Origin of the sequence: Pseudomonas sp. GM25 (assembly GCF_000282255.1) — a bacterium.
Classification (GTDB): Bacteria; Pseudomonadota; Gammaproteobacteria; order Pseudomonadales; family Pseudomonadaceae; genus Aquipseudomonas; species Aquipseudomonas aphyarum.
In genome coordinates this window covers 64,613-82,422 of sequence record NZ_AKJQ01000032.1, presented here as the reverse complement: position 1 = coordinate 82,422, position 17,810 = coordinate 64,613, and the positions used below count along the sequence as shown (strand labels likewise).

The following is a 17,810-nucleotide window of genomic DNA, read 5'->3' as shown; positions in this document are numbered from 1 at the left end:
CCATGGCTGGCGAAACCTCATTGACCACCCTGCTGCGCAGCATGAGCCCGCAGCTCAATGCCGGCGAATACGTGTTCTGCACCTTGCGCGACGGCCAGTTGCCGAGCGGTCTGGAGGTCGTAGGCAGTTTCCGTGAACAGGAAGGCCTGACGGTAATATTGGAACGGTCCCACGCCGAGCGCGCCGGTTTCAGCTTCGACTACGTCGCGGCCTGGATCACCTTGAACGTGCATTCGGCGCTGGAAGCCGTCGGCCTGACCGCCGCGTTCGCCACCGCACTGGGCAAGGCCGGGATCAGCTGCAACGTGATTGCCGGTTATTACCACGACCATTTGTTCGTCGGTCAGGCCGACGCCGAACGCGCCATGCAAGTGCTGCGCGATCTCGCAGCCAACGCGGAGTAACCGTCATGTGGCAAAGCTATACCAACGGTTTGCTGGTGGCGTTCGGGCTGATCATGGCGATCGGCACCCAGAATGCCTTTGTCCTGGCGCAGAGTTTGCGGCGTGAACATCACCTGCCGGTCGCGGCGCTGTGTGTCGCCTGCGATGCGTTGCTGGTGGCGGCAGGAGTGTTCGGTCTGGCCACGGTGCTGGCGCAGAACCCGACGTTGCTGGCGGTTGCCCGCTGGGGCGGCGCGGTGTTCCTGATCTGGTACGGCAGCCAGGCGTTGCGCCGGGCCTTCTCGAAACAGAGTTTGCAGCAGGGTGAAAACCAGACCGTACGTTCGCTGCGGGCGGTGATGCTCAGCGCACTGGCGGTGACGCTGCTCAACCCGCACGTCTATCTCGACACCGTTTTGCTGATTGGTTCTCTCGGTGCGCAGCAATCGGTGCCCGGCGCTTATGTGGTCGGCGCGGCGAGTGCTTCGCTGCTGTGGTTCTTCACCCTGGCGTTCGGCGCGGCATGGCTCGCACCGTGGCTGGCACGGCCGAGTACGTGGCGGATTCTCGATCTGTTGGTGGCGGTGATGATGTTCACGGTGGCGGGGCAATTGATATTGGCTTCCTGAAATATTCCAAAAGGCTCTGGAACCTCTATCCCACACAGTTGTTGCGTGGTTAAGCCGCACCCCCGGTGCTATGATCCGAACCCTGCGCCGCAAAGAGTAAAAACTCGCCGGCGCATTTCTGGCCGCCCGTGATCGGCCTTGCGCTCACCGCAACAGACCTGATTAGGAGAATCATCATGGCTTTCGAATTGCCGCCGCTGCCTTACGCACACGATGCCCTGCAGCCGCACATTTCCAAGGAAACCCTGGAATTCCACCACGACAAGCACCACAACACCTACGTCGTGAACCTGAACAACCTGGTGCCAGGCACCGAGTTCGAAGGCAAGACCCTGGAAGAAATCGTCAAGACTTCCTCGGGCGGCATCTTCAACAACGCCGCTCAGGTCTGGAACCACACCTTCTACTGGAACTGCCTGGCGCCAAACGCCGGCGGTCAACCAACCGGCGCACTGGCTGAAGCCATCAACGCGGCTTTCGGTTCGTTCGACAAGTTCAAGGAAGAGTTCAGCAAAACCTCGATCGGCACCTTCGGTTCCGGCTGGGGCTGGCTGGTGAAAAAGGCTGACGGTTCCCTGGCCCTGGCCAGCACCATCGGCGCCGGCAACCCGCTGACCAGCGGCGACACCCCGCTGCTGACCTGCGACGTGTGGGAACACGCTTACTACATCGACTACCGTAACCTGCGTCCTAAGTACGTCGAGGCGTTCTGGAACCTGGTCAACTGGAAGTTCGTGGCCGAGCAGTTCGAAGGCAAGACCTTCACCGCTTAAGCTGCACGCCAGACAAAAAACCCGGCTATTGCCGGGTTTTTTTCTGCCCGCAGAAATCATCGTGGGTGCGTCCCATCACAAACAGGGCCTTTTCCCACACGCAAAGCAGCCCTTCTCGCCTTGCTCCCAAGCCACGGCGAACTACCATCAAAAGAGGAAAAATTGTCCGACGCCCCTCAAGTTGGAGGCCAAAACTACCGACACAGTACAAATAGGGCAAATACTCCAGACAGCAGCATTTCGGCCAAGGCCACGGACAAATTTTCCGCGGCTCGATTGTCCCTTTGACTGCCAACACGGGATTGCCAATACTCATGGCAACTTGACGCTACCCGCACGGAACAAGGAATAACCCTTTGAAGCTGGAACTCAAGAACAGCTTGTCGGTGAAGTTGCTCCGGGTCGTGCTCCTGTCGGCATTGATCGTCGGCGTGGTCTTGAGCTGCGCGCAGATCGTTTTCGATGCCTATAAAACACGCCAGGCCGTCGCCGGCGATGCCGAACGCATCCTCGACATGTTCCGCGACCCCTCTACCCAGGCGGTCTACAGCCTGGACCGGGAGATGGGCATGCAGGTGATCGAAGGCCTGTTCCAGGACGACGCCGTGCGCCAGGCCTCCATCGGCCATCCCAACGAAGCGATGCTCGCGCAAAAGTCGCGTGAGCTGCAGCATTCCAACAGCCGCTGGCTGACCGACCTGATCCTCGGCCAGGAGCGCACGTTCACCACCCAACTGGTGGGACGCGGACCGTACAGCGAATATTACGGCGACCTGAGCATCACCCTCGACACCGCCACCTACGGGCAGGGGTTCATCGTCAGCTCGGTGATCATCTTCATTTCCGGCGTGTTACGCGCTTTGGCCATGGGCCTGGTGCTGTACCTGGTCTATCACTGGCTGTTGACCAAACCGCTGTCGCGGATCATCGAACACCTCACCGAGATCAACCCGGACCGCCCCAGCGAACACAAGATTCCGCAGCTCAAGGGTCACGAAAAAAACGAACTCGGTATCTGGATCAACACCGCCAACCAGTTGCTCGAATCCATCGAGCGCAACACCCACCTGCGCCACGAAGCGGAAAACAGCCTGTTGCGCATGGCCCAGTACGACTTCCTCACCGGCCTGCCGAACCGCCAGCAATTGCAGCAGCAACTGGACAAGATTCTGGTGGATGCCGGCAAGCTGCAACGCCGGGTTGCGGTGTTGTGTGTCGGGCTGGATGATTTCAAAGGCATCAACGAACAGTTCAGCTACCAGACCGGCGACCAGTTGTTGCTGGCACTCGCCGACCGGCTGCGCGCCCACAGCGGTCGCCTCGGCGCCCTCGCCCGTCTCGGCGGTGACCAGTTCGCGCTGGTGCAGGCCGATATCGAACAGCCTTACGAAGCGGCGGAACTGGCGCAAAGCATTCTCGATGACCTGGAAGCGCCGTTCGCCCTCGATCATCAGGAAATCCGTCTGCGCGCGACCATCGGCATCACCCTGTTCCCGGAGGATGGCGACAGCACCGAGAAGCTGTTGCAGAAGGCCGAGCAGACCATGACCCTGGCCAAGACTCGCTCGCGCAACCGCTATCAGTTCTACATCGCCAGCGTCGACAGCGAGATGCGCCGCCGCCGCGAACTGGAAAAAGACCTGCGCGACGCCTTGCTGCGCGATCAGTTCTACCTCGTCTATCAGCCGCAGATCAGCTACCGCGATCATCGCGTGGTCGGGGTCGAGGCATTGATCCGCTGGCAACATCCGGAACACGGTCTGGTGCCGCCGGACCTGTTCATCCCGCTGGCCGAGCAGAACGGCACCATCATCGCCATCGGCGAATGGGTGCTGGATCAGGCCTGCAAGCAACTGCGCGACTGGCACGATCAGGGCTTCGTCGATCTGCGCATGGCGGTCAACCTGTCCACCGTGCAACTGCACCACGCCGAACTGCCGCGGGTGGTCAATAACCTGTTGCAGATGTACCGCCTGCCACCGCGGAGCCTGGAGCTGGAAGTCACCGAAACCGGCCTGATGGAAGACATCAGCACCGCCGCCCAGCACCTGCTGAGCCTGCGCCGCTCCGGCGCACTGATCGCCATCGACGACTTCGGCACCGGCTACTCCTCACTGAGTTATCTCAAGAGTCTGCCGCTGGACAAGATCAAGATCGACAAGAGCTTCGTCCAGGACCTGCTGGATGACGACGATGACGCGACCATCGTTCGCGCCATCATTCAACTGGGCAAGAGCCTGGGCATGCAGGTGATCGCCGAGGGCGTGGAAACCGCCGAACAGGAAACCTACATCATCTCCGAAGGCTGCCACGAAGGTCAGGGTTACCACTACAGCAAACCGCTGCCGGCGCGCGAGCTGAGCGTTTATCTCAAGCAGGCCCAGCGCAGCAACGCGGCCATCCTCTGAAATCTCCCTGCGAAGCCCGGCAAAGCCCTTGATCCGCCGGGCGTGGTCTACGCTGTTGATCCAGCGCAAACCCCGCGCAAATAGGAAATATTTCCAGCTACAACCCTTTACACATAATGCGAAAGATTTGCATTATGTCGCAGCTTTTGCGCACCCCCGCGCCTGTCCACTCAATTACCGAAGCAGGATGTTCGCCATGATTCGTATGCCTCTGGCTACCGCCAGTCTGCTGGCCATCGCTATTTCCCTCGCCGGTTGCGGCGAAGGTAAAGACAAAGAAAAGGCCGCCGCTCCTGCGCCGACTCCGGCTGCGAGCACCGCTGCACCGGCTGCGCCTGCTGCTGCCGGTAAAGTCGACGAGGCCGCCGGCAAAGCCGTTGTCTCGCACTACGCCGACATGGTCTTCGCCGTTTACAGCGATGCCGAATCCACCGCGAAAACCCTGCAAACCGCCATCGACGCGTTCCTCGCCAAGCCGAACGCCGACACCCTGAAAGCCGCCAAGGCTGCCTGGGTTGCCGCTCGCGTTCCTTACCTGCAGAGCGAAGTGTTCCGCTTCGGCAACACCATCATCGACGACTGGGAAGGTCAGGTGAACGCCTGGCCTCTGGACGAAGGCCTGATCGACTACGTCGACAAGTCCTACGAACACGCACTGGGCAACCCCGGCGCCACCGCCAACATCATCGCCAACACCGAAGTACAGGTCGGCGAAGACAAGGTCGACGTCAAGGACATCACCCCGGAAAAACTCGCCAGCCTGAACGAGCTGGGCGGCTCCGAAGCCAACGTTGCCACCGGCTACCACGCCATCGAATTCCTGCTCTGGGGCCAGGACCTGAACGGCACCGGCCCTGGCGCCGGCAACCGTCCTGCGTCGGACTACCTGGAAGGCGCCGGCGCCACCGGCGGTCACAACGATCGTCGTCGTGCCTACCTGAAAGCCGTGACCCAACTGCTGGTCAGCGACCTGGAAGAAATGGTCGGCAACTGGAAGCCGAACGTGGCCGACAACTACCGCGCCACCCTGGAAGCCGAACCGGCTGAAAGCGGCCTGCGCAAAATGCTGTTCGGCATGGGCAGCCTGTCCCTGGGCGAACTGGCCGGCGAGCGCATGAAGGTGTCCCTGGAGGCGAACTCCCCGGAAGACGAACAGGACTGCTTCAGCGACAACACCCACAACTCGCACTTCTACGATGCCAAGGGCATTCGTAACGTGTACCTGGGCGAGTACACCCGCGTCGACGGCACCAAAATGACCGGCGCCAGCCTGTCGTCGCTGGTGGCCAAGGTTGATCCGGCTGCCGACACCGCGCTGAAAGCCGATCTGGCCGCCACCGAAGCCAAGATCCAGGTCATGGTCGATCACGCCAACAAGGGTGAGCACTACGACCAGTTGATCGCGGCCGGCAACACCGCCGGCAACCAGATCGTCCGTGACGCCATCGCTTCGCTGGTCAAGCAGACCGGTTCGATCGAAGCCGCTGCCGGCAAACTGGGCATCAGCGACCTGAACCCGGACAACGCCGATCACGAGTTCTGATCACAGCGTCCGCGTTAAAAAAGGCGACCTTCGGGTCGCCTTTTTCGTTCTGGCTGGCCTGACGTGCATCAAGCAAACGATAATTCCTCTTATTCAAACCCCCTCGCCCTGTTAGACTTTGCGCCTTTAAATTCGCCCCTCTTGCAGGAAGTCTGATGCCCTCGCTGCCTCTTCGCTTGTCCGCACTGTTTCTGGCCCTGGGCCTGAGTGCCTGCGATGACGCCCCGCGTTTCACCAAGGCCGAGCCGGGTGAGGCTCGTTCCGGCGGCGCGGCGACCGTGCGCAAGAGCGATCAGAACGCGTTTTCCCTGCCGTCCGCCAATCTGCCACCGTCGCGGCGAGTGGACTTCAGCGTAGGCAACAGTTTCTTTCGCAGCCCGTGGGTGATCGCGCCGTCGACCACCACCGCCCGCGATGGCCTCGGCCCGCTGTTCAACACCAACGCCTGCCAGAACTGCCACATCAAGGACGGCCGCGGCCATCCACCGACTCCGGACGCGGCCAACGCGGTGTCGATGTTGGTGCGCCTGTCGATTCCCGATTCGCCGGCCTATGCCAAGGTCATCGAACAGGTGGGCGTGGTGCCGGAGCCGGTCTACGGCGGCCAGTTCCAGGACATGGCCGTCCCCGGCGTCGCGCCGGAAGGCAAGGTGCGGGTCGATTACACGCCGGTGCCGGTCCGCTTCAAGGACGGCACCGAGGTCGAGCTGCGTAAACCAGTCTTGCAGATCACCCAGCTCGGCTACGGCCCGATGCACCCGGACACACGTTTCTCGGCCCGCGTTGCGCCGCCGATGATCGGCCTGGGCCTGCTCGAAGCGATCCCGGAAGAAGCGATCCTCGCCAACGCCGCCGCGCAGGCCAAAGAAAACAACGGCATCAACGGCCGGCCAAACCGGGTCTGGGACGATGAGCAGCAAAAGACCGTCATGGGCCGATTTGGCTGGAAAGCCGGCCAGCCGAACCTCAATCAACAAAATGTTCACGCGTTTTCTGGTGATATGGGCCTCACGACTAGCCTGAGACCGTTTGATGACTGCACCAACGCGCAAACCGCCTGCAAACAGGCGCCGAACGGCAATGGCCCGGACGGCGGACCGGAAGTCAGCGACAACATCCTGCGCCTGGTGCTGTTCTACAGCCGCAACCTCGCCGTTCCCGCCCGCCGTGGGGTCAACGATGCGCAAGTGCTGGCCGGCAAGAATCTGTTTTTCCAGGCGGGTTGCCAGTCCTGTCACACACCGAAATACACCACCGCCGCCAACGCGGCCGAACCTGAACTGGCCAATCAAGTGATTCGCCCGTACAGCGATCTGCTGCTGCACGACATGGGCGAAGGTCTGGCGGACAACCGCACTGAATTCCAGGCCTCCGGCCGCGACTGGCGCACCCCGCCGCTGTGGGGCATCGGCCTGACGCAGGCGGTCAGCGGCCACACCCAGTTTCTGCATGACGGCCGCGCCCGCAACCTGCTCGAAGCCGTGCTCTGGCACGGCGGCGAAGCGAAGGCAGCGCAGCAACAGGTTTTGTCTTTCAACGCCGAGCAGCGTGCCGCGCTGCTGGCGTTCTTGAACTCACTTTAAACACTTAAAAGAATCGGGAGCCCGACATGTTCCGTCCCAAGCTGTTGTTCACCAGCCTTGCCGCACTGGCCCTCGGCGCGTGCTCGCCGCAGGATCCGCAAGCCGTCACCTCGGCGGCCATCGCCAAATCGGTGATCCTGCCGACCTACACCCGCTGGGTCGAAGCCGACAAGCAACTGGCCGTCAGCGCCCTCGCCTACTGCCAGGGCAAAGAGTCGCTGGACACTGCCCGCGCCGACTTCCTGCACGCGCAGAAAGCCTGGGCCGAGTTGCAACCGCTGCTGATCGGCCCGCTGGCCGAGGGCAATCGTTCGTGGCAGGTGCAGTTCTGGCCGGACAAGAAAAACCTGGTTGGCCGTCAGGTCGAGCAACTGGTCACCGCGCAGCCGCAGATCGATGCCGCCGCACTGGCCAAGTCCAGCGTCGTGGTTCAAGGCCTGTCCGCTTACGAGTACATCCTGTTCGACGCCAAGCCTGACGTCGCCAACGACGCGCAGAAAGCCAAGTACTGCCCACTGCTGGTGGCCATCGGCGAGCGTCAGAAACAACTGGCCGAAGAGATTCTCAGCAGCTGGAACAACACCGACGGCATGCTCGCGCAGATGAGCAAGTTCCCGAACCAGCGCTACGCCGACTCCCACGAAGCGATCGCCGATCTGCTGCGGGTACAGGTCACCGCCCTCGACACCCTGAAGAAAAAACTCGGCACACCGATGGGCCGTCAAAGCAAGGGCGTGCCTCAGCCGTTCCAGGCTGATGCATGGCGCAGCCAGTCGTCCATGGAGTCGCTGGAAGCCAGCCTCGCAGCGGCCAAAACTGTCTGGGAAGGCGTCGACAACAAAGGCCTGCGCGGCTTGTTGCCGGCCGAGCAAAAGCCGCTGGCGGACAAGATCGATGCAGCCTACGCGGCGTCGCTCAAACTGTTCGGCAGCACTCAGCGCTCGCTGACTGAAATGCTCAACGATGACGCCGGTCGCCAGCAGCTCAACGACATCTACGACAGCCTCAACGTCGTCCACCGCCTGCACGAAGGCGAGCTGGCCAAGGCGCTGGGCATTCAACTGGGCTTCAACGCCAACGACGGTGACTGATGAGGGCACGTGCCATGCTGCGACGCCAGGCTCTGACTTTAGGTAGTTTGCTGCTGGGAGCAGTGACACTGGGCGGCTGGACGCTGTTCAAACGCAAGGACCAAAGCCCGCTGCTGTTGTCGGCACGGGACGACACCGACGGCAAACATTACGCCGTCGGCTATCGGCTGGATGGCACCCAGGTGTTTGCCACCGAAGTCGGCCAGCGCTGCCACGACATCATCAATCACCCAACGCTTCCGATCGCGCTGTTCGTCGCCCGCCGGCCGGGCACCGAGAGCTACCTGATCGACCTGCGCAACGGTGCATTGCTGCAAACCGTGACGTCGCAGCCGAACCGGCATTTCTACGGACATGCGGTGATCCACCACAGTGGCGACTACCTGTACGCCACCGAAAACGACACCACCGATCCGGGCCGAGGCCTGCTCGGGGTGTACAAATTCGAAGGCGAACGGCTGGTGCACAGCGGCGAGATCTCCACCCACGGTCTCGGCCCGCATCAGGTGTCGTGGATGCCCGACGGTGAAACCCTGGTGGTGGCCAATGGCGGCATCCGCACCGAGGCCGAAAGCCGGGTCGACATGAACCTCGACGCCATGGAACCAAGCCTGGTGCTGATGCAGCGCGATGGCACCCTGCTGAGCAAGGAAACCCTCGCCCAGCAGATGAACAGCGTGCGCCACCTGGGGATCGCCAGCGACGGCACCATCGTCGCCGGCCAGCAATTCATGGGGCCTTCCCACGAGCGCTCGGAGCTGCTGGCGATCAAACGTCCCGGCCAGCCATTCGTAGCGTTCCCGGTGCCGGAGCATCAGTTGCAGTCGATGGGTCATTACACCGCCAGCGTCGCCGTACACAGCGACCTGCGTCTGGTGGCACTGACCGCACCGCGCGGCAACCGCTTCTTCATCTGGGACCTGGACAGCGGCGAAGTGCGCCTCGACGCCCCGTTGCCCGACTGCGCCGGCGTCGGTGCGGTGAAGGACGGGTTTGTCGTGACCTCCGGTCAGGGACGTTGCCGCTACTACGATTGCCGCCAGGACGATCTGCTGGCCAAACCGCTGGATTTGCCCGCAGGGCTCTGGGACAACCATCTTCATCTGATGGCCTGAAATTCGCCGCCGACCGTTCGGTCGGCGGCCCCGCTTTCCTCCACCTTCTTCCCTTACACCCGGTAAAAACTGGCAGTTGGAATCCCTGCCGGACTCGGGGTAATGTGCCCGCCTGTCTCGCCTGATTTTCTCCAAGGAACTGGAAATATGCTGCGTCGCCGCATGCTGATCATGTTGGGTGTTGTACTGCTGATCGTTCTGCTTCTCGCCGGTTACAAGGCCTTCTCGATCTATACGATGATCCAGGGCTTTTCCAAGCCGAAGCCGCCGATCAGCGTCGCCGTGGCCACGGCCGTCGAGCGCCCGTGGCAGATGCGTCTGCCCACCGTCGGCACGCTGAAGGCGCTGCAAGGCGTCGACCTGAGTCTGGAGAACGCCGGCACCGTCACCGAGCTGAAGTTCGAATCGGGGCAGAAGGTCAAGGCCGGCCAGCCCTTGCTGCAACTGGACAGCGCCGTCGAAGCCGCCTTCCTCGAAACCGCCAAGGCCGATCTCGGCCTCGCACAGCTGGATTACGGTCGCGGCAGCCAGCTCGTCGGCAGCAGCGCCATCTCCAAAGGCGAGTTCGACCGGCTCTCGGCGCAGCTGCAAAAGAACAAGGCCACGGTCAATCAACTCAATGCGGCGCTGGCGAAAAAACGCATCGTCGCGCCCTTCAGCGGCACCATCGGCATCCGCCTCGTGGACATCGGCGACTACCTCGCCAGCGGCACCAAGATCGCCACCCTGCAGGATCTGAGCAGCCTCTACGCCGACTTCTACGTGCCCGAACAGTCGGTGCCGAAACTGGCCATCGGTCAGCCGGTACAGATCACGGTCGCGGCGTACCCCGGCCAGAGCTTCACCGGCGCCATTACCGCGATCAACCCGATCGTCGAAAGCACCACCCGTAACATTCTGGTGCGCGCCACCCTGGCCAACCCCGACGGCAAGTTGCTGCCGGGCATGTTCACCAGTATCGAGGTGCTGCTGCCGGATCCGCAGAAACACATCGTGGTCCCGGAAAGCGCGATCACCTACACCCTCTACGGCAACTCGACGTACGTGGTCACCCAGAAGAAAGCCGAAGACGGCTCCGTCGAAAAGGACGACAAGGGCCAGCCTGTGCTGATCGCCGAGCGTCGGTTCGTCGAGACCGGCGAACGCCGCGATGGCCAGGTGATGATCAGCAAGGGCGTGCAGAGCGGCGAACAGGTGGTGACGGCCGGCCAGATCAAACTGGACAACGGCGCCCACATTGCCATCAGCGACGACAAGACCCTCGGCGAGCAGAACAGTCCGCCCCGCGCCGACTGATCAAGGAAACCCCATGGCTTTTACCGATCCGTTCATCCGCCGCCCGGTGCTCGCCACCGTGGTCAGCCTGCTGATTGTGCTGCTGGGCTTCCAGGCCTGGAGCAAGCTGCCGCTGCGCCAGTATCCGCAAATGGAAAACGCCCTGATCACGGTGACCACCGCGTACCCCGGGGCCAACGCCGAAACCATCCAGGGCTACATCACCCAGCCGATGCAACAGAGCCTGGCCAGCGCCGAGGGCATCGACTACATGACCTCGGTCAGTCGCCAGAACTTCTCGGTGATTTCGATCTACGCGCGTATCGGCTCCAACAGCGACCGTTTGTTCACCGAACTGCTGGCCAAGGCCAACGAGGTGAAGAACAAACTGCCTCAGGACGCCGAGGATCCGGTGCTGAGCAAGGAAGCCGCCGACGCCTCGGCGCTGATGTACATCAGCTTCTTCAGCAAGGAGCTGAACAACCCTCAGATCACCGACTATCTGTCACGGGTGATCCAGCCGAAACTGGCGACCCTGCCGGGCATGGCCGAGGCGGAGATTCTCGGCAACCAGGTGTTCGCCATGCGCCTGTGGATCGACCCGGTGAAACTCGCTGGTTTCGGCCTCAGCGCCAGCGACGTGACCAACGCGGTGCGCCAGTACAACTTCCTCTCCGCCGCCGGCGAAGTGAAAGGTGAGTACGTGGTCACCAGCATCAATGCCAACACCGAACTGAAGTCCGCCGAAGCCTTCGGCAAGATCCCGCTCAAGGTCAGCGGTGACAGCCGGGTGTTGCTCAGCGATGTGGCACGGGTCGAGATGGGTGCGGAAAACTACAACTCGATCAGTTCGTTCGGCGGCACGCCCTCGGTGTACATCGGGATCAAGGCCACGCCCGGCGCCAACCCGCTGGAAGTGATCAAGGAAGTGCGCAAGATCATGCCGGAGCTGGAAGCCCAGCTGCCGCCCAACCTCAAGAGCGAGATCGCCTACGACGCCACGCTGTTCATCCAGGCCTCCATCGACGAAGTGGTGAAAACGCTGTTCGAGGCGGTGCTGATCGTGATCGTGGTGGTGTTCCTGTTCCTCGGTGCCCTGCGTTCAGTGGTCATTCCGGTGGTGACCATTCCGCTGTCGATGATCGGCGTGATGTTCTTCATGCAGATGATGGGCTACTCGATCAACCTGCTGACACTGCTGGCGATGGTGCTGGCCATCGGGCTGGTGGTCGACGACGCGATTGTGGTGGTGGAAAACATCCACCGGCACATCGAGGAAGGCAAGACACCAATGGAGGCCGCGCTCGAAGGTGCCCGGGAAATCGCCATGCCGGTGGTGTCAATGACCATCACCTTGGCGGCGGTGTACGCACCGATCGGTTTCCTGACCGGGCTGACCGGGGCACTGTTCAAGGAGTTTGCGTTGACCCTGGCCGGGGCGGTGGTGATCTCCGGCGTCGTTGCCCTGACCCTGTCGCCAATGATGTGTGCCGTGCTGCTGCGCCACGACGAAAACCCCACGGGCCTGGCCCATCGCCTTGACCGGATCTTCGACAGCCTCAAGCGTCGCTATCAGAGCATGCTGCACGGCACGCTCAATACCCGGCCGGTGGTGCTGGTGTTTGCGGTGATCGTGCTGTGCCTGATTCCGGTGCTGCTCAAGTTCACCAAGTCGGAACTGGCACCGGACGAAGACCAGGGCATCATCTTCATGATGGCCAACGCCCCGCAGCCGACCAACCTCGATTACCTGAACACTTACACCGACGAGTTCATCAAGATCTTCAAGGAGTTCCCGGAGTACTACTCTTCGTTCCAGATCAACGGCTACAACGGTGTGCAGAGCGGCATCGGCGGTTTCCTGCTCAAGCCGTGGAACGAGCGCAGCCGCACGCAAATGGAAATCCTCCCCGAGGTGCAGGGCAGACTCGAGGGCATTCCGGGCCTGCAGATCTTCGGTTTCAACCTGCCATCGCTGCCCGGCACAGGCGAGGGCCTGCCATTCGAGTTCGTGATCAACACCGCCAATGACTACGAGCTGTTGCTGCAAGTGGCCGACCGGATCAAGAAGCGCGCCATGGAGTCAGGCAAGTTCGCCTTCGTCGACCTCGACCTGGCTTTCGACAAACCCGAAGTGGTGGTCGACATCGACCGCGCCAAAGCTGCGCAGATGGGCGTGTCGATGCAGGATCTGGGCGGCACCCTCGCCACCCTGCTGGGCGAAGCCGAGATCAACCGGTTCACCATCGAAGGCCGCAGCTACAAAGTCATCGCCCAGGTCGAACGGGCCTACCGCGATAACCCGGACTGGCTGAACAATTACTACGTGAAAAACACCCAGGGCGAACTGCTGCCGCTGTCGACCCTGATCACCGTGACCGACCGCGCGCGACCGCGACAGCTCAACCAGTTCCAGCAGCTCAACGCGGCCAAGCTGTCCGGGTTCCCGCTGGTGAGCATGGGCGAAGCCATCGACAGCGTGTTGCAGATCGCCCGGGAAGAAGCTCCGGCCGGGTTTGCCTTCGATTACGGCGGCGCATCGCGACAGTTCGTCCAGGAAGGCAGCGCACTGTGGGTAACCTTCGCGCTGGCGCTGGCGATCATTTTCCTGGTGCTGGCGGCGCAGTTCGAGAGCTTCCGCGACCCGCTGGTGATTCTGGTGACCGTGCCGTTGTCGATCTGCGGGGCGCTGATTCCGTTGTTCCTCGGCTGGTCGAGCATGAACATCTACACCCAGGTCGGGCTGGTGACACTGATCGGGCTGATCAGCAAGCACGGGATCCTGATCGTCGAGTTCGCCAACCAGTTACGCAAGGAAAAGGGCCTGACACCCCGTGAGGCGGTGGAGGAAGCGGCAGCGATTCGCCTGCGCCCGGTGTTGATGACCACCGCGGCGATGGTCTTCGGCATGGTGCCGCTGATCGTGGCTACCGGCGCCGGGGCGGTCAGCCGTTTCGACATCGGGACGGTGATTGCCACGGGGATGTCGATCGGGACATTGTTTACGCTGTTTGTCCTGCCGTGCGTTTACACCGTGCTGGCGAAACCCGATCCCAAGGCATGACGCAGTAAAAAAAGCCATGGCGCAATAAAAAAGGCCTCGCATCAGCGAGGCCTTTGGCTCTTGTAGAAAGAGATTTCAATCGATTCAACTCTGCGGCCTCATCCCTTGAGAAAGTCCGAACATGAACAGCAAAAGATCATGATCGGGTTGTGTGGCCACGGCGGCTTTCGCCACCCGTGGCATCGGGCAATGCGGGTCGCTCGCCGAGGCGCCGATCACCTGCATGCGTGGCTGTTCCCAGGCCGCCACCGCCAATGATGCAACTGCCAAGGCTCCTACCAGAAACAAACCTCGAGCAATTTCTAGTTTCATCGCTATAAACCTTTGATAGCGCTGCCAAACGCCGTCTCATAAAAGTAGACGAGTTTTTTCCAGTCTGTCGCGCTGAACGACGAGTGGCGGCGCAATTGCTTCATGTCATGGGCGGCCGCGCGATGAGCGGTCAGACGCTGACGGCATTTTTCCAGATCGATCAGGGCGACTTCGACCTTGGCCGATTCACCTTCGCCCGCCACCCGCACAAACACGTGCTTGATGTAGATGCAGCTGTGCTGCCAACGGCCCTTGTGCATGCGCGCCAGGTTTTCGGCGAGGTCCTTGAGCACGCGCTCATAGACAGCTTCGCCATACTGCTCGCGGCCGCCGCCGGCTTCCCAATGCTCAAGCTCCTGAAAGCCATCGAGCGATTTGGTCACCAACAGTGCACGCCACTTGAATTCTGGATCTGGCTGGGCACCGCAGAACACAATTTCGGGCACCCGGACACCGAGACGTGAAACCCCGGTCAATGCATCCAGCTCGCGCAATACGGTCGGACGTCCGAACGGATGCCGCCAGCTGCGATAGATATGTCCGGTCTGGCGTTTGGCATACAGCAGCTGGCCATCGCGCCCCTTGACTCGTTGCACACCACTTTCGCCACCACGGCGCACATTGGGTTCCTCGACCCATTCACCACGCTGGTTCCAGTAGTAGTCGAAGCGATCCTCGGGAGCGACTTCCGCTTCTGCTGCAAATTGCACTGCCATCCTCTTACCTCTTGCGTAATACGTAAACTCGCCACATGGCATAGAGCGGAATAAAGTCCAGTTGTTCCTGGATCCGGAATCCTGCCTCTTCGAATTCCTTTTCAACTGTTGCGGCCGGTAACACAAACCGGTTCTGGTAACCCTCCTGGCCACGCTTTTGCTCGGCGCGTTTGCGTTTCCAGGCCTTGAAATTGCCGTCCACCCACAGCGAAATGATCACGCTGTCCCGGGTGACACGCTCGAACTCACGCAGAATCGCCCGGCGGTGCTCGGCTTCGCCGATGTGATGCAGCAGTCGCATGCAGAAAATGCTGTCGACGGCGTTATCAGGCAAGGCAATGTCGAACGCAGACGTGTGCAAGGGTTGTACCCGTTTCACCACATCTGCCGGTTGCGCCTGCATGGCGGTCTTGATCATCGACTCGGAGTTGTCCGCTCCGATGATCACCCGATTGGGCTTTTCCGCCAGCAATGGCCAGAAACGTCCTGCGCCGCATGGCAGGTCGAGCACCAGTCCCGGCTCACCAACGAGGGTCAACGCCTTGCGGGCCAACTGCTGATCCCGCCAGTTGGACAAACGACGCCCCAGACCGTCCTGGTGTTTACGCAGGTATTTCTGCGCATGGTTGTCGTCGTACTTTTCGGAAAAATCGAGTTTGATCGGGCCGGCCATCACCAGGACTCCTGAATTACTGATGACGCCACCTTAAGCAGCGGCGTGTCAGCGTCAGGTCATCCCTTTGTGAAAAAAACGTCATGTAAATCGGCAAACTATTTCAAGGTTATACAGGAATTAGACAGGTTGGCGGGAGTACCCTTTTCAACCGGCTGATCTTCAGCGCTTGCCCAGATCGACCTCGAAACGGCAGCCATTGGGTTCCATCGTGCTCAACGTGACGCTCCAGCCTTCGTTCTCACAAATGCGCTGAACCAGCGACAAGCCCAATCCAAGCCCCTCGCCGCGCTTTTCGTTGCCGCGCACAAACGGCTGGAACATGGCTTCGCGTTTTTCCTCGGGAATGCCCACGCCCGAATCCTCGACCACAAAACCGTTCTCATTGAGCGTCAGGCGAATAAACCCCTGCTCCGTATAGTGCAAGGCGTTACGCAGCAGGTTGCCCATCACTGCATTGAGCAGCGTCGCGTTATAACGAGTGTCGGGCGGGTTGCCCGGTTCGAAAATCAGCTGCAAGCCTTTGGACTCGATAGGCTCGCGCCACAGGCAAAGCAAGCTGTCAGCCACCTGCGCGAGGGTGTGCCGAGGGGCAGCGCCTGCGTCTTCGCGCTGGGCACGGGCGAGCATCAGGAAGGTCTGCACCAGCTCGCGCATCTCCTCACTGGCTCGCGCAATGCGCTGAACCTGGGCCTTGCCGCGCTGATCGATACCCGGATTTTCCAGCAACAGTTCACAAGAGCTGGCCAACACCATCAGCGGTGTACGCAACTCGTGGCTGACGTCGCTGGTGAACAGCCGCTCCCGCGTCAGCGCCTGACGCAGGCGCCCGAGCGTAGCGTCGAACGCCACCGCCAGTTCGCCCACCTCGTCTGCCGCGTAGTCCGGCGCCAGTGGAGGCGCCAGCCCGAGCAACTGGTCGCGATGGCGTACCTGGCGGGCAAGACGCACCACCGGGGCCATCACCTTGCGCGCCAGCACCCAGCCGAGGAACACCGCCAGCGCCAGACTGAGGACGAAGCCCACCAGCACCACGGCGAACAGCACGCGCTCGCGTTCTTCGAAATCGCTTTGATCCTGCAGCAGCACATAGCGGCGACCGTCGACCACCTCGACCATCGCGTGGTACGACAGCTGCTCGCGAAAGACTTCATGGAAACCCGAATCCAGGTGCCGCAGGTCCTTGGGCAACTCGAAATCGCCCGGCCCGCCGCTGAAGTAGAACAGCTGATCCGGCTCCGGCCGATGGCTCCAGTCCGAGACGTTGTCCATCAACAGCAGGCGTTGCAGATCCCCGCCCAGCCCGGCGGAAATCAGTTTTTCCTCGACCAGGTGCACGGTCGCGACGATGCCCATCGCAAACGCCCCGGCCACCAGCGCACTCATCAGCGCAAAGGCGATGATGATCCGCTGGGCAAGGCTTTGCTTAAACTCCATCGCGGCCCTCGGCCAGGCGGTAACCCACGCCGTGCACGGTGTGCAGCAATGGCTTGGCGAATGGTTTGTCGATCACCTGACGCAATTGGTGGACATGGCTGCGCAGGCTGTCGCTGTCCGGGCAGTCATCGCCCCACAGCGCTTCTTCAAGAATTTCCCGACGCAGGACATGCGGGCTCTTTTGCATCAGCACCGCCAGCAGTTTGAGGCCGACCGGATTGAGCTTGAGCAATTTGCCTTCGCGGGTCACTTCGAGGGTATCGAGGTCGTAGCTCAGATCGCCGACCTGCAGGGCACGTCGACCGCCGCCCTGGGTGCGACGCATCACGGCTTCAACCCGGGCCGCCAGTTCCGACAGCGCGAACGGCTTGACCAGGTAATCGTCGGCCCCGGACTTGAAGCCCTGCAAGCGGTCATCGAGTTGATCGCGCGCGGTGAGCATGATCACCGGCGTATCGCGACGAGCGTCTTCGCGCAGGCGCTTGCACAGGGTGTAGCCGTCAATGCCCGGCAGCATGATGTCGAGCACGATCAGGTCGTAATGCTCGGTGGCGGCCAGATGCAGGCCCGACAGACCGTCCTGGGCGCAATCGACGGTATAGCCTTTGAGCCCCAGGTAATCGGCCAGATTGGCCAGGATATCGCGGTTGTCTTCGACCAATAGAATTCGCATGGGCACCTCCTACGTACACAGTAACGGCCGTCTTGGCCCGCGCAGCTTACGGCCAAGTGTGGCTCACGGCTAGGCGCCGGGTGGGTTGATTTGACTTAATTGCACGGATCGCCGGACTTGACGAGTTTTTCACGA

15 protein-coding genes are annotated in these 17,810 nt (G+C 61.5%); 10 read left to right on the top strand and 5 right to left on the bottom strand.

Features of this window, described 5'->3' with window-relative positions:
• Positions 1-2 precede the first annotated feature (2 nt).
• The 10 genes from PMI24_RS09595 (at position 3) to PMI24_RS09550 (ending at position 13,864) form a co-directional block, all read left to right on the top strand.
• A complete protein-coding gene (locus PMI24_RS09595; protein WP_007953258.1) occupies positions 3-404 on the top strand; it encodes an ACT domain-containing protein in 402 nt (133 codons plus the stop codon).
• A gap of 5 nt (positions 405-409) precedes the next feature.
• Positions 410-1,012, top strand: a complete 603-nt coding sequence (locus PMI24_RS09590) for a LysE/ArgO family amino acid transporter (RefSeq protein ID WP_007953256.1) — start codon at positions 410-412, stop codon at positions 1,010-1,012.
• Between the two features lie 176 nt (positions 1,013-1,188).
• Positions 1,189-1,785, top strand: coding sequence for a superoxide dismutase (locus PMI24_RS09585; RefSeq protein ID WP_003227660.1), 597 nt, complete (start codon positions 1,189-1,191; stop codon positions 1,783-1,785).
• Between the two features lie 356 nt (positions 1,786-2,141).
• Positions 2,142-4,193: a putative bifunctional diguanylate cyclase/phosphodiesterase gene (locus tag PMI24_RS09580; protein ID WP_007953246.1), complete on the top strand. Its 2,052-nt coding sequence runs from the start codon at positions 2,142-2,144 to the stop codon at positions 4,191-4,193.
• 196 nt (positions 4,194-4,389) lie between these two features.
• Entirely contained in the window at positions 4,390-5,736 is a 1,347-nt protein-coding gene (locus PMI24_RS09575) for an imelysin family protein (RefSeq protein WP_007953245.1), read from the top strand.
• Positions 5,737-5,891: 155 nt separating this feature from the next.
• Complete coding sequence (locus tag PMI24_RS09570; protein WP_007953244.1) at positions 5,892-7,319, top strand: di-heme oxidoreductase family protein; 1,428 nt, start codon at positions 5,892-5,894, stop codon at positions 7,317-7,319.
• Positions 7,320-7,345: 26 nt separating this feature from the next.
• Positions 7,346-8,410 carry an imelysin family protein gene (locus tag PMI24_RS09565; protein WP_007953243.1) on the top strand — a complete coding sequence of 355 codons (1,065 nt, stop codon included), beginning with the start codon at positions 7,346-7,348 and terminating at the stop codon, positions 8,408-8,410.
• A 14-nt stretch (positions 8,411-8,424) separates the two neighbouring features.
• Positions 8,425-9,525: a DUF1513 domain-containing protein gene (locus PMI24_RS09560; RefSeq protein WP_007953242.1), complete on the top strand. Its 1,101-nt coding sequence runs from the start codon at positions 8,425-8,427 to the stop codon at positions 9,523-9,525.
• A 147-nt stretch (positions 9,526-9,672) separates the two neighbouring features.
• Positions 9,673-10,821: an efflux RND transporter periplasmic adaptor subunit gene (locus tag PMI24_RS09555; RefSeq protein WP_007953239.1), complete on the top strand. Its 1,149-nt coding sequence runs from the start codon at positions 9,673-9,675 to the stop codon at positions 10,819-10,821.
• 13 nt (positions 10,822-10,834) lie between these two features.
• Entirely contained in the window at positions 10,835-13,864 is a 3,030-nt protein-coding gene (locus PMI24_RS09550; protein WP_007953231.1) for a multidrug efflux RND transporter permease subunit, read from the top strand.
• 84 nt (positions 13,865-13,948) lie between these two features.
• Here the strand turns inward: PMI24_RS09550 and PMI24_RS09545 are convergent, their stop codons facing one another.
• From PMI24_RS09545 to colR, 5 genes are all read right to left on the bottom strand, one after another.
• A complete protein-coding gene (locus PMI24_RS09545) occupies positions 13,949-14,176 on the bottom strand; it encodes a hypothetical protein (RefSeq protein WP_011335717.1) in 228 nt (75 codons plus the stop codon).
• 2 nt (positions 14,177-14,178) lie between these two features.
• Positions 14,179-14,892: a lipopolysaccharide kinase InaA family protein gene (locus PMI24_RS09540; RefSeq protein WP_007953230.1), complete on the bottom strand. Its 714-nt coding sequence runs from the start codon at positions 14,890-14,892 to the stop codon at positions 14,179-14,181.
• 4 nt (positions 14,893-14,896) lie between these two features.
• Complete coding sequence (locus PMI24_RS09535) at positions 14,897-15,565, bottom strand: class I SAM-dependent methyltransferase (RefSeq protein WP_007953228.1); 669 nt, start codon at positions 15,563-15,565, stop codon at positions 14,897-14,899.
• 162 nt (positions 15,566-15,727) lie between these two features.
• The gene (locus PMI24_RS09530; protein WP_007953226.1) at positions 15,728-17,002 is read right to left on the bottom strand and encodes a sensor histidine kinase; all 1,275 of its coding nucleotides are present in this window, start codon (positions 17,000-17,002) and stop codon (positions 15,728-15,730) included.
• Complete coding sequence (gene colR, locus PMI24_RS09525) at positions 16,992-17,675, bottom strand: two-component system response regulator ColR (RefSeq protein WP_007953224.1); 684 nt, start codon at positions 17,673-17,675, stop codon at positions 16,992-16,994. Before colR ends, PMI24_RS09530 begins: the two co-directional genes overlap by 11 nt.
• Between the last annotated feature and the right edge of the window lie 135 nt (positions 17,676-17,810).

Excerpts from the sequence above, each read along its gene's own strand:
- PMI24_RS09575 (WP_007953245.1), top strand. The coding sequence starts at position 4,390 with ATGATTCGTATGCCTCTGGCTACCGCCAGTCTGCTGGCCATCGCTATT.
- PMI24_RS09550 (WP_007953231.1), top strand. The coding sequence starts at position 10,835 with ATGGCTTTTACCGATCCGTTCATCCGCCGCCCGGTGCTCGCCACCGTG.
- PMI24_RS09585 (WP_003227660.1), top strand. The coding sequence starts at position 1,189 with ATGGCTTTCGAATTGCCGCCGCTGCCTTACGCACACGATGCCCTGCAG.
- PMI24_RS09565 (WP_007953243.1), top strand. The coding sequence starts at position 7,346 with ATGTTCCGTCCCAAGCTGTTGTTCACCAGCCTTGCCGCACTGGCCCTC.
- PMI24_RS09595 (WP_007953258.1), top strand. The coding sequence starts at position 3 with ATGGCTGGCGAAACCTCATTGACCACCCTGCTGCGCAGCATGAGCCCG.
- PMI24_RS09570 (WP_007953244.1), top strand. The coding sequence starts at position 5,892 with ATGCCCTCGCTGCCTCTTCGCTTGTCCGCACTGTTTCTGGCCCTGGGC.
- PMI24_RS09555 (WP_007953239.1), top strand. The coding sequence starts at position 9,673 with ATGCTGCGTCGCCGCATGCTGATCATGTTGGGTGTTGTACTGCTGATC.
- colR (WP_007953224.1), bottom strand. The coding sequence starts at position 17,675 with ATGCGAATTCTATTGGTCGAAGACAACCGCGATATCCTGGCCAATCTG.
- PMI24_RS09535 (WP_007953228.1), bottom strand. The coding sequence starts at position 15,565 with ATGGCCGGCCCGATCAAACTCGATTTTTCCGAAAAGTACGACGACAAC.
- PMI24_RS09590 (WP_007953256.1), top strand. The coding sequence starts at position 410 with ATGTGGCAAAGCTATACCAACGGTTTGCTGGTGGCGTTCGGGCTGATC.
- PMI24_RS09530 (WP_007953226.1), bottom strand. The coding sequence starts at position 17,002 with ATGGAGTTTAAGCAAAGCCTTGCCCAGCGGATCATCATCGCCTTTGCG.
- PMI24_RS09545 (WP_011335717.1), bottom strand. The coding sequence starts at position 14,176 with ATGAAACTAGAAATTGCTCGAGGTTTGTTTCTGGTAGGAGCCTTGGCA.
- PMI24_RS09540 (WP_007953230.1), bottom strand. The coding sequence starts at position 14,892 with ATGGCAGTGCAATTTGCAGCAGAAGCGGAAGTCGCTCCCGAGGATCGC.
- PMI24_RS09560 (WP_007953242.1), top strand. The coding sequence starts at position 8,425 with ATGCTGCGACGCCAGGCTCTGACTTTAGGTAGTTTGCTGCTGGGAGCA.